The sequence below is a fragment of the Entomoplasma freundtii genome (genome assembly GCF_002804205.1).
Taxonomy (GTDB): domain Bacteria; phylum Bacillota_I; class Bacilli_A; order Mycoplasmatales; family Mycoplasmataceae; genus Williamsoniiplasma; species Williamsoniiplasma freundtii.
Genome location: NZ_CP024962.1, coordinates 598,584 through 614,334, shown reverse-complemented (window position 1 = coordinate 614,334; position 15,751 = coordinate 598,584). Strand labels below are relative to the sequence as shown.

At 41.9% G+C, this 15,751-nt stretch carries 6 protein-coding genes and 6 rRNA genes; 11 read left to right on the top strand and 1 reads right to left on the bottom strand.

The window, feature by feature from the left end:
- Positions 1-44 precede the first annotated feature (44 nt).
- The 11 genes from EFREU_RS02650 (at position 45) to rrf (EFREU_RS02600) (ending at position 15,403) form a co-directional block, all read left to right on the top strand.
- A complete protein-coding gene (locus EFREU_RS02650; protein ID WP_100609551.1) occupies positions 45-1,346 on the top strand; it encodes a glucose-6-phosphate isomerase in 1,302 nt (433 codons plus the stop codon).
- A gap of 153 nt (positions 1,347-1,499) precedes the next feature.
- The gene (locus EFREU_RS02645) at positions 1,500-1,739 is read left to right on the top strand and encodes a S1 RNA-binding domain-containing protein (RefSeq protein WP_157844565.1); all 240 of its coding nucleotides are present in this window, start codon (positions 1,500-1,502) and stop codon (positions 1,737-1,739) included.
- Positions 1,740-1,984: 245 nt separating this feature from the next.
- Entirely contained in the window at positions 1,985-2,521 is a 537-nt protein-coding gene (locus EFREU_RS02640) for a dUTP diphosphatase (RefSeq protein ID WP_100609547.1), read from the top strand.
- Between the two features lie 23 nt (positions 2,522-2,544).
- Positions 2,545-3,306 carry a TrmH family RNA methyltransferase gene (locus tag EFREU_RS02635; RefSeq protein ID WP_100609820.1) on the top strand — a complete coding sequence of 254 codons (762 nt, stop codon included), beginning with the start codon at positions 2,545-2,547 and terminating at the stop codon, positions 3,304-3,306.
- A gap of 88 nt (positions 3,307-3,394) precedes the next feature.
- Complete coding sequence (locus EFREU_RS02630; protein ID WP_100609545.1) at positions 3,395-4,882, top strand: NADP-dependent glyceraldehyde-3-phosphate dehydrogenase; 1,488 nt, start codon at positions 3,395-3,397, stop codon at positions 4,880-4,882.
- Positions 4,883-5,399: 517 nt separating this feature from the next.
- Positions 5,400-6,926: ribosomal RNA gene (locus EFREU_RS02625) — 16S ribosomal RNA — on the top strand.
- Positions 6,927-7,139: 213 nt separating this feature from the next.
- Positions 7,140-10,047 (top strand): 23S ribosomal RNA (locus tag EFREU_RS02620).
- 82 nt (positions 10,048-10,129) lie between these two features.
- A 5S ribosomal RNA gene (gene rrf, locus EFREU_RS02615) occupies positions 10,130-10,237 on the top strand.
- A gap of 328 nt (positions 10,238-10,565) precedes the next feature.
- Positions 10,566-12,092: ribosomal RNA gene (locus EFREU_RS02610) — 16S ribosomal RNA — on the top strand.
- A 213-nt stretch (positions 12,093-12,305) separates the two neighbouring features.
- Positions 12,306-15,213, top strand: a 23S ribosomal RNA gene (locus tag EFREU_RS02605).
- Between the two features lie 82 nt (positions 15,214-15,295).
- Positions 15,296-15,403, top strand: a 5S ribosomal RNA gene (gene rrf / locus EFREU_RS02600).
- The 16S, 23S and 5S rRNA genes sit together here, the layout of an rRNA operon.
- Positions 15,404-15,463: 60 nt before the next feature.
- On the opposite strand, the gene EFREU_RS03735 is transcribed toward rrf (EFREU_RS02600), so the two are convergent.
- On the bottom strand, positions 15,464-15,703 hold the full coding sequence (locus EFREU_RS03735) for a hypothetical protein (protein ID WP_134163658.1): 240 nt from the start codon (positions 15,701-15,703) through the stop codon (positions 15,464-15,466).
- Between the last annotated feature and the right edge of the window lie 48 nt (positions 15,704-15,751).

Sequence of the window (15,751 nt, the reverse complement as noted above, 5' to 3'; positions counted from 1 at the left end):
AATATTAAAATAAAACATTAAATCTAGAAAGAAGTGCGTAATAAATGATTAGTGTAAATGTAATGAATACTCCGTTAATAGCTAGTGACTTGGAAAGTGAAGATTTAAAAAACAAAGTCGTTGAAGTTAATAAAATGATTCGCGAAAGGACTGGTTTAGGTAATGATTTTCTTGGTTGAGTAAATTGACCCGCTACTTATGACCGCGAGGAATACATCAAAATGCAAGCCTCAGCTACTAGTTTGCAAGACAAAATTGAAGTTTTGGTCATCATTGGAATTGGAGGATCTTATTTAGGAGCCCGCGCTGCTGCCGACATGATTAAAGGGCTTTATCCAATCAATCAAAAAGTGGAAGCTATCTATGTAGGAAATACGATGTCGTCAACTTATGTTGCCCAAGTGCAAGCCTACTTAAAAAATAAACGCTTTGGAATTTGCGTCATTTCTAAATCAGGAACGACAGTAGAACCTGGTTTGGCTTTTAGATTATTTGAAAAACAACTTTGAGAACAAGAAGGAGAACGAGCAAAAGAGTTAATTGTTGCCGTTACTGATAAAGAACGCGGTGCCTTAAAAGTCTTGGCTGACCAAAAAGGTTACCAAACCTTCACTATTCCTGATGATATTGGAGGGCGTTTTTCAGTTCTAACACCTGTGGGAATTTATCCATTAATGGTTTTAGGAGTTAACACTGACGAAATTTTCTTTGGGGCCCAAAAAGCCATGTATGAATTAACTGAGGCAAATCTTGATAATCCGGCCTATAAATATGCAGTGGCTCGTTACCTATTAAATAGCAAACTTAATTACAAGGTAGAAACTTTAGTTTCCTACGATTTGCAAATGCAATATTTCAATGAATGGTGAAAGCAATTATTTGGGGAGTCAGAGGGAAAAGAAGGTCAAGGATTATTACCAACATCAATGATTTTTTCAACCGATTTGCATTCTTTAGGGCAATGAGTCCAAGAAGGACAAAAAGGATTACTCTTTGAAACAATTCTTAATTTCTCCCGACCTACTTTAGATGTCAAAATTACGAAAGACCCTGACAACTTTGACCAACTAAATTACCTTGATGGTAAAACTCTTGATGAAGTGAACAAAGTGGCTTTAGAAGGTGTTTTACAAGCGCATAGTCAATGTGGTGAAATTCCGAACATTGTTTTAGATATTGACGGCGACATGTCAGCCCAAAATTTTGGTTATTTAGTTTACTTCTTTGAACTAGCGGTGGCTATGAGTGGCTATCTCTTAGCAGTCAATCCGTTTAACCAACCAGGGGTGGAAGTTTATAAAAAAAATATGTTCAAATTATTAGGAAAACCAGGCCTAGAAAGTTAATTAAAAATTGCCCTCTTTTTGGAGGGCAATTTTATTTGAACTACGATGGATAAAGGCTTTAGAAAATTTTTTTATTTTTTTTCGTGCCGTGAAATAATTTTTTTCTGATTTTTTCTTATAATATTACATGTAGGAAACGGGGGATTATTTCAAATGGAAAACCAAATTGTAAAAGCTAAAATCACTGATATTGTGGGATACGGTGCTTTTTGTACCATTCAGTATAATGAGAAAACTTACAAAGGCTTAATTCACATTAGTGAAATTGCTGAAGAATTTGTAAGAAATATCCATGATTATGTTAATTCGGGTGATGAAATTGATGCATTAGTCATTGATGTCAACGAAGACAAACAACAATTAAAATTATCATTAAAACGCTTAAAAAAATAGAATGCGATTACAATGTGGCCTTCAATCGTGGACTTGTTTCATTAGACAATAATCCCTGATTAAATTAAGAATTTATTATCAGTAAAAAAGTCTTCTTAATTCGCCATAAAAACCAAGTTATCATGACCCTTTGGGTCATTTTTTATTTTTGATTTTTAAAATTGGTATGATAACAATTACTCTAATGCCATAATTAGGAGAGAAATAAAAAATCAAAATAAATTAGTAAAGGAATCCCTAAAGCGATGTTAAGTACAAATTCATTAACTTATTTAAGTCAACAACAAGAAAAACTTGATCAAAACATTTTGACAAAACATAATTTAAAGTCTGATGCTACTATTTTCCAAAAACGCTTAATTGCTTTTTTTGTCGAACTTGGTGAATTCGCTAATGAGGAACGTAGCTTTAAATATTGGTCCCGGAAAGGAGCTGCTCCGAAGGATCGTCAGCTGGATGAATATGTTGATGGACTTCATTTTTTGCTAAGTTTAGGGAATAGTGTTAACTTTGACTTCAAGAATTTTGCTCAGAAGACTAATAATTTGCCAACATCAACAAAAGCCAAGAAAGCAACTGATTTTCCCTTGGGTGAAACTTATTTACAATTGCTTGGCCACCTTACAGATTTCTCTAGTTCGCACTCAAATGGAGATTTTTCCAAATTATTTGCGAATTATTTAGAAATTGGTGCCATTTGTGAGTATACAGAAGCAGAAATTTTAGAAGCTTACCGGCAAAAAAATGCCATTAATTTTGCACGTCAAGCGAACAATTATTAACGTTTATTTTGGGGAGTTAAAAAATGGAAAAAATCACCTCAGTTAAAAACCAAAAAATCAAAGATCTTTTATTCTTAAAGAAGAACCCAAGTCAAAATTTTTTCATTGAAGGTGACCACCTTTGTGAAGAAGCGTTACTCAATGGAAAATTAGTCAGTCTTTATGTTTTGGAAACACAATTGCCAAGTTTACCAAGTAGTTTACAAAGTTTTCCTGGTCCCACTTTTGCGCTTTCAGAAATAGTAGCAGCAAAGCTTAGTGATACAAAAAAACCAACAGGAGTTTATGGCATCGCCACCATGACTAGCGAAGATAATCAAGTTTGACCTATTCCGGGAAGAATTCTTGTTTTAGATGATGTGCAAGACCCTGGTAATTTAGGAACTTTATTGCGAAGTGCTGCAGCTTTTGGCTTTCCTAACGTCTTAATTAGTCCTCATTCAGTTAATTTTTATAATGAAAAGGTCATTCGGTCAACGCAGGGTCTTTTATTTAAACTTCACTTGAAACAAGCCCCGCTAGAAACGTATCTACCAGCTTGAAAAAAAACGGGCTTGCCAATTATCGGGACTAATTTACATCAACCTTACCAAGCTTTACCAAACCTTACCACCATCATGAGTCCTTGCGCCCTTATTTTGGGAAATGAAGGTCATGGTTTGAGCCCCAAAAGCCTGGAGTGACTTACGACAAATGTGTTAATTCCAATGGCTCCAGAGGTAGAATCGTTAAATGTTGGTGTTGCTGGTTCCATTCTCATGTACGAAATTAATCAAAAAGGCTAATTGTGTAGTGGCCTTTCAATAGAAACTAAACAATAAATGAAACTATCAAAGCTTAAAAACTTTAGATAAGAAAGGAAAATCCCTAATAATGACAAAAAAAACCGAAAATAATTTAAACTTAGATGATTTAGATAATCATTCTCAAAGCCATACTAATGAACTTTATGAACATTGAGATTTAATTGACGGCAAAAAAGTTACCTCCAAGCAAGTGGTAGAAATTATCAACCCAGATGGTTTTAGTGTCATCGGCACAGTTCCGGCTTTAAGTACTTTAGAAATTAATGAAGCTTATGCAGCTGCCCGCAGGGCCCAAAAGAACTGAGAAGCCGTGACTTTATTAAAACGAATTGAAATCCTTAAAAAATGACGTAACTTAATTGCAGAGCACGAAACTGAGTTAGCCACAATTATGATGAAAGAAATTGCCAAGGGTTATAAGGAAGCTTTAAACGAAGTGCGTCGGACAGTTGAATACATCGACTATACTTTTGAAGAAGCAAAACGATTACAACCAAGTGCCTTTACTGGTGAAGAATTTGGTATTAGCAATAAGTTAGGAATTTTTGAACGAGTTGCCAAAGGGGTTGGTTTAGCCATTTCTCCTTTCAACTACCCACTTAATTTAGCCATTTCTAAAATTATGCCTGCTTTAGTAATGGGCAATACTCTGGTCTTTAAACCAGCAACAGCCGGTAGTCTTGTCGGAACCAAATTGGGAGAATTGGCTTTATCAGCCCAATTACCGGCAGGTATTTTTAACGTAGTGACTGGCCGAGGCCGAGAAATTGGTGATATTCTAGTAAAAAACCAAGAGATTAACTTTATTTCCTTTACTGGTAGTGTCGATGTCGGCATTAATTTGTTAGAAACCGCTATCACTAAGGATGTCGTTTTAGAATTAGGGGGCAAAGACCCAGCCTTAGTACTTGATGATTTACAATTAGACAAGTATGCCAAACAAATTGTGGCAGGAGCTTACGGTTATTCTGGCCAAAGATGCACGGCAATTAAAAGAGTTTTAACTACTGATCCAATTGCTGACCGTCTCATTCCTCATTTAATTAAAGAAATTGATAAATTGGCAGTGGGATCACCGAAAGAAAACGCAGCCATCACCCCCGTAATTGATCAGAAAGCTGCTAATTACGTCTTAAAGTTAATGGATGACGCGGTGGCTGACGGGGCCAAGGTCCTTGTAGGAGGTCAACACCGCGCAAACTTGATTTGGCCAACCTTAGTTGACCATGTGACGCCCAAAATGGCTCTCGCTTGAGAGGAACCTTTTGGTCCTGTTTTACCAATAATCCGTTTAAAAAACCGCGATGAAATGATTGCAGTGGCAAATGCCTCTAAATTTGGCTTACAAGCGTCCGTTTTTAGTCAAGAAATCACCCCTGCTTTAATTGTGGCGAAGGAATTGGAAGTAGGGACTGTAAACATTAATGGCAAATCACAACGTGGGCCCGATTCATTTCCGTTTTTGGGCGTTAAGGATTCAGGTTTTGGAGTTCAAGGGATTCGCGAGACATTATTGTCTGTCACTCGTGTAAAAGGCTTAGTTATTAATTATTAAAAAATTCACAAAGTCTGTTTCTAAGCAAAAATTCACTACAGTAGTGAATTTTTTTTATTTTTTTTGCGAAAAAATGCCGGTTTTACTGGGTTAAAAAATAATTTAAAAATTTTGCGTTTTTTTGTCTAGTAAATCGATTTGTATGTGTTATGATTATTTTGCGTTTTTGATAACGACGACTTGAAAAGTTTCAGGAGTTAACTCTCAACACTATGAAAAGTGACTACTTAAGACTTTATAAAATTAACAAAAAATAATTTAAAAAAATGTTTGACATTTGCTTAATTAGTTGTTAAGATAATCTAGTCGTTCGGTTGAGGCAACAAGTACTATTAACTTCGTTAATAGTACTCAAAAAACAGCCAAAACCCCAAAAAACGGTAATGATCTTTGAAAACTAAATAGAACAATTATTGTACAAAATCTTGTTCAATTCAATTAATTTTGAGTTAAATAAATTTAAGTATACATATACAACAATTAAAAAGGATAGTCAGAATCAAAAATCACATTTTTTTCAAATGAGAGTTTGATCCTGGCTCAGGATAAACGCTGGCGGCATGCCTAATACATGCAAGTCGAACGGGGGTGCTTGCACCCCAGTGGCGAACGGGTGAGTAACACGTATTCAATCTACCTTAAAGTGGGGGATAACCTTTGGAAACGAAGGATAATACCGCATGACAACTTCATTATGGCATCAGAAGAAGTTGAAAGATCCGTTTGGATCGCTTTAAGATGAGGATGCGGCGTATTAGCTAGTAGGTGAGATAATAGCCCACCTAGGCAATGATACGTAGCCGAACTGAGAGGTTGATCGGCCACATTGGGACTGAGATACGGCCCAGACTCCTACGGGAGGCAGCAGTAGGGAATTTTTCACAATGGACGAAAGTCTGATGAAGCAATGCCGCGTGAGTGATGACGGTCTTCGGATTGTAAAGCTCTGTTGTAAGGGAAGAAAATTTGGAAGAGGAAATGCTTTCGAACTTGACGGTACCTTACCAGAAAGCCACGGCTAACTATGTGCCAGCAGCCGCGGTAATACATAGGTGGCAAGCGTTATCCGGATTTATTGGGCGTATAGGGTGCGTAGGCGGTTTTGTAAGTTCAGGGTTAAAGTCCGAGGCTCAACCTCGGTTCGCCTTGAAAACTACATCACTAGAATGCAAGAGAGGTAAACGGAATTCCATGTGTAGCGGTGAAATGCGTAGATATATGGAAGAACACCTGTGGCGAAAGCGGTTTACTGGCTTGTTATTGACGCTGAGGCACGAAAGCGTGGGGAGCAAATAGGATTAGATACCCTAGTAGTCCACGCCGTAAACGATGAGTATTAAGTGTCGGGGGTTTACCTCGGTGCTGCAGCTAACGCATTAAATACTCCGCCTGAGTAGTATGCTCGCAAGAGTGAAACTTAAAGGAATTGACGGGGACCCGCACAAGTGGTGGAGCATGTGGTTTAATTCGAAGCAACACGAAGAACCTTACCAGGGCTTGACATCCAGTGCAAAGCTACAGAGATGTAGTGGAGGTTAACATTGAGACAGGTGGTGCATGGTTGTCGTCAGTTCGTGCCGTGAGGTGTTGGGTTAAGTCCCGCAACGAACGCAACCCTTGTCGTTAGTTACTAACATTAAGTTGAGGACTCTAACGAGACTGCTAGTGTAAGCTAGAGGAAGGTGGGGATGACGTCAAATCATCATGCCCCTTATGTCCTGGGCTACACACGTGCTACAATGGCCGATACAAAGAGTCGCAATCCAGTGATGGGGAGCTAATCTCAAAAAGTCGGTCTCAGTTCGGATTGAAGGCTGCAACTCGCCTTCATGAAGCCGGAATCACTAGTAATCGCGAATCAGCTATGTCGCGGTGAATACGTTCTCGGGTCTTGTACACACCGCCCGTCACACCATGAGAGTTGGTAATACCAGAAGTAGGTAGCTTAACCGTAAGGGGAGCGCTTCCCAAGGTAGGATTAGCGATTGGGGTGAAGTCGTAACAAGGTATCCGTACGGGAACGTGCGGATGGATCACCTCCTTTCTATGGAGTAAAAACTGATATCTAGTTTGTGAAATCTAGATTGACTATTCTGTTCTATTTAGTTTTCAGAGGTTGTTAATTCAATCTCTGAAAAGAATTGTTCTTTGAAAACTGAATATTAGATGAAATATACAATTTTTCTTATTGTTTATTTAGACATCAAAAATAAATCTAAAAAAAACTAAAATTTATAAATTGCAAAATAGATTTTTTCTAAAAAATAGTAAGGGCATATGGTGAATGCCTTGGAAAATGGAGCCGAAGAAGGACGTGACTACCTGCGAAAAGCATCGGGGAGCTGGAAGTGAGCTTAGATCCGGTGATGTCCGAATGGGGAAACCCAATACGATTTACCTCGTATTGTCTGACTAGTGAATACATAGCTAGCATGACGGGAACCTTGGGAATTGAAACATCTTAGTACCAAGAGGAATAGAAAATAATAATGATTCTCCTAGTAGCGGCGAGCGAACGGGGAAGAGGCCAAACCGCTTTTCGAAGCGGGGTTGTAGGACTTTTGTTAGAGTTACAAAATTGACATATAGTAGAACAGATTGGGAAATCTGAGCGTAGAGGGTGATACTCCCGTATACGAAATGTGTCAATCTCGAAAAAGTTATCCTGAGTACGGCGAAGCACGTGAAACTTTGTCGGAATTAGCCGAGACCACTCGGTAAGCCTAAATACTCCCATTTTACCGATAGTGAACCAGTACCGTGAGGGAAAGGTGAAAAGAACCCCGAGAGGGGAGTGAAACAGTTCCTGAAACCATATGCCTACAAGAAGGTGGAGCCCGTTAAGGGGTGACACCGTGCTTTTTGTAGAAAGAGCCGGAGAGTTATTGTTGTATGCAAGGTTAAGCAGATATATGTGGAGCCGGAGTGAAAGCGAGCCTTAATAGGGCGATAGTATGCAGCAATAGACACGAAACCGGGTGATCTAGCCATGAGCAGGTTGAAGTTAGGGTAAAACCTAATGGAGGACCGAACCAACGTTCGTTGAAAAGACCGTGGATGACTTGTGGCTAGTGGTGAAATTCCAATCGAACCCGGAGATAGCTAGTTCTCCCCGATATAGCTTTAAGGCTAGCGTCGTATTTATAATCATGGAGGTAGAGCACTGACTTTATGATGGCCGCACCTAGCGGTACTGAATAAAATTAAACTCCGAATGCCATGATTCCATTGTACGGCAGTCAGAACATGGGTGATAAGGTCCATGCTCGTGAGGGAAACAGCCCAGATCGTCAGTTAAGGTCCCTAAATGTATACTAAGTGTGTAAGGATGTGGAATTGCACAGACAGCTAGGATGTTGGCTCAGAAGCAGCCATCATTTAAAGAGTGCGTAACAGCTCACTAGTCGAGTGATTCTGCGCCGAAAATGTACCGGGGCTTAAGTATACTACCGAAACTACGGATTGTACGTGAGTACAGTGGTAGGGGAGCGTTCTAAAGGCAATGAAGTCAGACCGTGAGGACTGGTGGAGCGTTTAGAAGTGATTATTCCGGCATGAGTAACGTTTGAGAGTGAGAATCTCTCATGCTATTTGATCAAGGTTTCCTGGGCAAGGTTCGTCCACCCAGGGTTAGTCAGGACCTAAGGCGAGGCCGAAAGGCGTAGTCGATGGACAACAGGTTGATATTCCTGTACTGATTAGTTAGTGATGGAGTGACGGAGAAGGATAGTGGATCCCAGTTAATGGATTCTGGGCTAAGCACAAAGATGGTCTTGTTGGCAAATCCGCAAGGCATAACATTGAAGTGTGATGGGGAGTGAACGGTTCGCCTAGTAACGAAGTCTATGACTCCACGCTTCCAAGAAAAGCTTCTAACTTTAATAACTAATTACCTGTACCTAGAACGAACACACGTGATCAAGGAGAAAATCCTAAGGCAAGCGAGAAAACTGTAGCTAAGGAACTCTGCAAAATGACTCCGTAACTTCGGAAGAAGGAGTGCTCAACTATGTTGAGCCGCAGTGAAGAGGGAGGGGCAACTGTTTAACAAAAACACAGCTCTCTGCTAAGTCGTAAGACGACGTATAGGGGGTGACACCTGCCCAGTGCCGGAAGGTTAAGAGGAGAAGTTAACGTAAGTGAAGCTTTGAATTGAAGCCCCGGTGAACGGCGGCCGTAACTATAACGGTCCTAAGGTAGCGAAATTCCTTGTCAGGTAAGTTCTGACCCGCACGAAAGGTGTAATGATCCCTTCGCTGTCTCGGCTGCAGACTCGGTGAAATTTTAGTACCAGTGAAGATGCTGGTTACCCGCAACTAGACGGAAAGACCCCGTGGAGCTTTACTATAACTTGATATTGAGATTTGGTGTAACGTGTAGAGGATAGGTGGGAGACGTTGATATAGAGCCGCTAGGTTCTATGGAGTCAACCTTGGAATACCACCCTCGTTACTTTGAATTTCTAACTTCGATCCATTAGCTGGATCAAGGACAGTGTCTGGTGGGTAGTTTGACTGGGGCGGTCGCCTCCTAAAATGTAACGGAGGCGCCCAAAGGTATTCTCAATATGGTTGGAAATCATATGTAGAGCGCAAAGGTAGAAGAATGCTTAACTGTGAGACTTACAAGTCGAACAGATTCGAAAGAAGGGCTTAGTGATCCGGCGGTCCCGAGTGGAAGGGCCGTCGCTCAACGGATAAAAGTTACCCCGGGGATAACAGGCTTATCTCCCCCAAGAGTTCACATCGACGGGGAGGTTTGGCACCTCGATGTCGGCTCATCGCATCCTGGAGCTGTAGTCGGTTCCAAGGGTTGGGCTGTTCGCCCATTAAAGCGGTACGCGAGCTGGGTTCAGAACGTCGTGAGACAGTTTGGTCCCTATCTGTTGTGGGCGTAGGAAAATTGAAGAGAGCTGACTCTAGTACGAGAGGACCGAGTTGGACGCATCCCTGGTGCTCCAGTTGTCGTGCCAACGGCACAGCTGGGTAGCTATATGCGGAAAGGATAATCGCTGAAGGCATCTAAGCGAGAAGCCTCCTTTAAGATGAATTTTCCCATTCGTAAGAAGTAAGAACCCATGTAGACCACATGGTTGATAGGATGGATGTGTAAGTGTCGTGAGGCATTGAGCTAACCATTACTAATAGTTCGAGTGAATTTTAGTAAAAATCTATTTACTAAACGCACATTTATAAATTATGTATATTTTTCTAGTACTCAGTTTTCAGAGGATAATTCGAAAACCTATCTGGTGTCCAGAGCGTAGAGGTCACACCTGTTCCCATCCCGAACACAGAAGTTAAGCTCTACCACGGCGATGATATTGCAATGCGAGAAAGTAGCGCGATGCCAGAACAAACAGACTCTTTCGAGAGTCTTTTTTTATTAAATGACGGGCATTAATGAAATATTTTCGTCAAAAACTGCTTCAAAAAATTTATAAAAAAGTTTGCGAAAAAGTTGTTGACATGGCATTAAATGTTTGTTAATATTATCTAGTCGCTCGGTTGGGGAGTTCAAAAACGAACTTCCTAATCAGGGTTACAACAATGATCTTTGAAAACTAAATAGAACAATTATTGTACAAAATCTTGTTCAATTCAATTAATTTTGAGTTAAATAAATTTAAGTATACATATACAACAATTAAAAAGGATAGTCAGAATCAAAAATCACATTTTTTTCAAATGAGAGTTTGATCCTGGCTCAGGATAAACGCTGGCGGCATGCCTAATACATGCAAGTCGAACGGGGGTGCTTGCACCCCAGTGGCGAACGGGTGAGTAACACGTATTCAATCTACCTTAAAGTGGGGGATAACCTTTGGAAACGAAGGATAATACCGCATGACAACTTCATTATGGCATCAGAAGAAGTTGAAAGATCCGTTTGGATCGCTTTAAGATGAGGATGCGGCGTATTAGCTAGTAGGTGAGATAATAGCCCACCTAGGCAATGATACGTAGCCGAACTGAGAGGTTGATCGGCCACATTGGGACTGAGATACGGCCCAGACTCCTACGGGAGGCAGCAGTAGGGAATTTTTCACAATGGACGAAAGTCTGATGAAGCAATGCCGCGTGAGTGATGACGGTCTTCGGATTGTAAAGCTCTGTTGTAAGGGAAGAAAATTTGGAAGAGGAAATGCTTTCGAACTTGACGGTACCTTACCAGAAAGCCACGGCTAACTATGTGCCAGCAGCCGCGGTAATACATAGGTGGCAAGCGTTATCCGGATTTATTGGGCGTATAGGGTGCGTAGGCGGTTTTGTAAGTTCAGGGTTAAAGTCCGAGGCTCAACCTCGGTTCGCCTTGAAAACTACATCACTAGAATGCAAGAGAGGTAAACGGAATTCCATGTGTAGCGGTGAAATGCGTAGATATATGGAAGAACACCTGTGGCGAAAGCGGTTTACTGGCTTGTTATTGACGCTGAGGCACGAAAGCGTGGGGAGCAAATAGGATTAGATACCCTAGTAGTCCACGCCGTAAACGATGAGTATTAAGTGTCGGGGGTTTACCTCGGTGCTGCAGCTAACGCATTAAATACTCCGCCTGAGTAGTATGCTCGCAAGAGTGAAACTTAAAGGAATTGACGGGGACCCGCACAAGTGGTGGAGCATGTGGTTTAATTCGAAGCAACACGAAGAACCTTACCAGGGCTTGACATCCAGTGCAAAGCTACAGAGATGTAGTGGAGGTTAACATTGAGACAGGTGGTGCATGGTTGTCGTCAGTTCGTGCCGTGAGGTGTTGGGTTAAGTCCCGCAACGAACGCAACCCTTGTCGTTAGTTACTAACATTAAGTTGAGGACTCTAACGAGACTGCTAGTGTAAGCTAGAGGAAGGTGGGGATGACGTCAAATCATCATGCCCCTTATGTCCTGGGCTACACACGTGCTACAATGGCCGATACAAAGAGTCGCAATCCAGTGATGGGGAGCTAATCTCAAAAAGTCGGTCTCAGTTCGGATTGAAGGCTGCAACTCGCCTTCATGAAGCCGGAATCACTAGTAATCGCGAATCAGCTATGTCGCGGTGAATACGTTCTCGGGTCTTGTACACACCGCCCGTCACACCATGAGAGTTGGTAATACCAGAAGTAGGTAGCTTAACCGTAAGGGGAGCGCTTCCCAAGGTAGGATTAGCGATTGGGGTGAAGTCGTAACAAGGTATCCGTACGGGAACGTGCGGATGGATCACCTCCTTTCTATGGAGTAAAAACTGATATCTAGTTTGTGAAATCTAGATTGACTATTCTGTTCTATTTAGTTTTCAGAGGTTGTTAATTCAATCTCTGAAAAGAATTGTTCTTTGAAAACTGAATATTAGATGAAATATACAATTTTTCTTATTGTTTATTTAGACATCAAAAATAAATCTAAAAAAAACTAAAATTTATAAATTGCAAAATAGATTTTTTCTAAAAAATAGTAAGGGCATATGGTGAATGCCTTGGAAAATGGAGCCGAAGAAGGACGTGACTACCTGCGAAAAGCATCGGGGAGCTGGAAGTGAGCTTAGATCCGGTGATGTCCGAATGGGGAAACCCAGTACGATTTACCTCGTATTGTCTGACTAGTGAATACATAGCTAGCATGACGGGAACCTTGGGAATTGAAACATCTTAGTACCAAGAGGAATAGAAAATAATAATGATTCTCCTAGTAGCGGCGAGCGAACGGGGAAGAGGCCAAACCGCTTTTCGAAGCGGGGTTGTAGGACTTTTGTTAGAGTTACAAAATTGACATATAGTAGAACAGATTGGGAAATCTGAGCGTAGAGGGTGATACTCCCGTATACGAAATGTGTCAATCTCGAAAAAGTTATCCTGAGTACGGCGAAGCACGTGAAACTTTGTCGGAATTAGCCGAGACCACTCGGTAAGCCTAAATACTCCCATTTTACCGATAGTGAACCAGTACCGTGAGGGAAAGGTGAAAAGAACCCCGAGAGGGGAGTGAAACAGTTCCTGAAACCATATGCCTACAAGAAGGTGGAGCCCGTTAAGGGGTGACACCGTGCTTTTTGTAGAAAGAGCCGGAGAGTTATTGTTGTATGCAAGGTTAAGCAGATATATGTGGAGCCGGAGTGAAAGCGAGCCTTAATAGGGCGATAGTATGCAGCAATAGACACGAAACCGGGTGATCTAGCCATGAGCAGGTTGAAGTTAGGGTAAAACCTAATGGAGGACCGAACCAACGTTCGTTGAAAAGACCGTGGATGACTTGTGGCTAGTGGTGAAATTCCAATCGAACCCGGAGATAGCTAGTTCTCCCCGATATAGCTTTAAGGCTAGCGTCGTATTTATAATCATGGAGGTAGAGCACTGACTTTATGATGGCCGCACCTAGCGGTACTGAATAAAATTAAACTCCGAATGCCATGATTCCATTGTACGGCAGTCAGAACATGGGTGATAAGGTCCATGCTCGTGAGGGAAACAGCCCAGATCGTCAGTTAAGGTCCCTAAATGTATACTAAGTGTGTAAGGATGTGGAATTGCACAGACAGCTAGGATGTTGGCTCAGAAGCAGCCATCATTTAAAGAGTGCGTAACAGCTCACTAGTCGAGTGATTCTGCGCCGAAAATGTACCGGGGCTTAAGTATACTACCGAAACTACGGATTGTACGTGAGTACAGTGGTAGGGGAGCGTTCTAAAGGCAATGAAGTCAGACCGTGAGGACTGGTGGAGCGTTTAGAAGTGATTATTCCGGCATGAGTAACGTTTGAGAGTGAGAATCTCTCATGCTATTTGATCAAGGTTTCCTGGGCAAGGTTCGTCCACCCAGGGTTAGTCAGGACCTAAGGCGAGGCCGAAAGGCGTAGTCGATGGACAACAGGTTGATATTCCTGTACTGATTAGTTAGTGATGGAGTGACGGAGAAGGATAGTGGATCCCAGTTAATGGATTCTGGGCTAAGCACAAAGATGGTCTTGTTGGCAAATCCGCAAGGCATAACATTGAAGTGTGATGGGGAGTGAACGGTTCGCCTAGTAACGAAGTCTATGACTCCACGCTTCCAAGAAAAGCTTCTAACTTTAATAACTAATTACCTGTACCTAGAACGAACACACGTGATCAAGGAGAAAATCCTAAGGCAAGCGAGAAAACTGTAGCTAAGGAACTCTGCAAAATGACTCCGTAACTTCGGAAGAAGGAGTGCTCAACTATGTTGAGCCGCAGTGAAGAGGGAGGGGCAACTGTTTAACAAAAACACAGCTCTCTGCTAAGTCGTAAGACGACGTATAGGGGGTGACACCTGCCCAGTGCCGGAAGGTTAAGAGGAGAAGTTAACGTAAGTGAAGCTTTGAATTGAAGCCCCGGTGAACGGCGGCCGTAACTATAACGGTCCTAAGGTAGCGAAATTCCTTGTCAGGTAAGTTCTGACCCGCACGAAAGGTGTAATGATCCCTTCGCTGTCTCGGCTGCAGACTCGGTGAAATTTTAGTACCAGTGAAGATGCTGGTTACCCGCAACTAGACGGAAAGACCCCGTGGAGCTTTACTATAACTTGATATTGAGATTTGGTGTAACGTGTAGAGGATAGGTGGGAGACGTTGATATAGAGCCGCTAGGTTCTATGGAGTCAACCTTGGAATACCACCCTCGTTACTTTGAATTTCTAACTTCGATCCATTAGCTGGATCAAGGACAGTGTCTGGTGGGTAGTTTGACTGGGGCGGTCGCCTCCTAAAATGTAACGGAGGCGCCCAAAGGTATTCTCAATATGGTTGGAAATCATATGTAGAGCGCAAAGGTAGAAGAATGCTTAACTGTGAGACTTACAAGTCGAACAGATTCGAAAGAAGGGCTTAGTGATCCGGCGGTCCCGAGTGGAAGGGCCGTCGCTCAACGGATAAAAGTTACCCCGGGGATAACAGGCTTATCTCCCCCAAGAGTTCACATCGACGGGGAGGTTTGGCACCTCGATGTCGGCTCATCGCATCCTGGAGCTGTAGTCGGTTCCAAGGGTTGGGCTGTTCGCCCATTAAAGCGGTACGCGAGCTGGGTTCAGAACGTCGTGAGACAGTTTGGTCCCTATCTGTTGTGGGCGTAGGAAAATTGAAGAGAGCTGACTCTAGTACGAGAGGACCGAGTTGGACGCATCCCTGGTGCTCCAGTTGTCGTGCCAACGGCACAGCTGGGTAGCTATATGCGGAAAGGATAATCGCTGAAGGCATCTAAGCGAGAAGCCTCCTTTAAGATGAATTTTCCCATTCGTAAGAAGTAAGAACCCATGTAGACCACATGGTTGATAGGATGGATGTGTAAGTGTCGTGAGGCATTGAGCTAACCATTACTAATAGTTCGAGTGAATTTTAGTAAAAATCTATTTACTAAACGCACATTTATAAATTATGTATATTTTTCTAGTACTCAGTTTTCAGAGGATAATTCGAAAACCTATCTGGTGTCCAGAGCGTAGAGGTCACACCTGTTCCCATCCCGAACACAGAAGTTAAGCTCTACCACGGCGATGATATTGCAATGCGAGAAAGTAGCGCGATGCCAGAACAAACAAAAAAGACTCCCTTGGGAGTCTTTTTTTATTTTAAAAATTCATTAAAATTGAAGTTAGCAACTCGAGTTAGCCATACCTTCCATACATGGACAGTTCATGGTGATGCAAGGGCAATCCTTAGTCTTACTCATTGCATATTGATCTTTATTAGTAGGATTACATGGACAATACATGGTGATGCAAGGACACTCCCCATTGGTTGGGATTCCGCAATGCGGACATTTGGTTTTTCCTTTTACCTTTCCATCTAGACTTATACAACCATTGTTAGGACATGGGCATTTAGTAGTCATTGTGTGGTTCCTCCTAATTTAAATTATAAAAGTTTCAGAGAAAAAAAT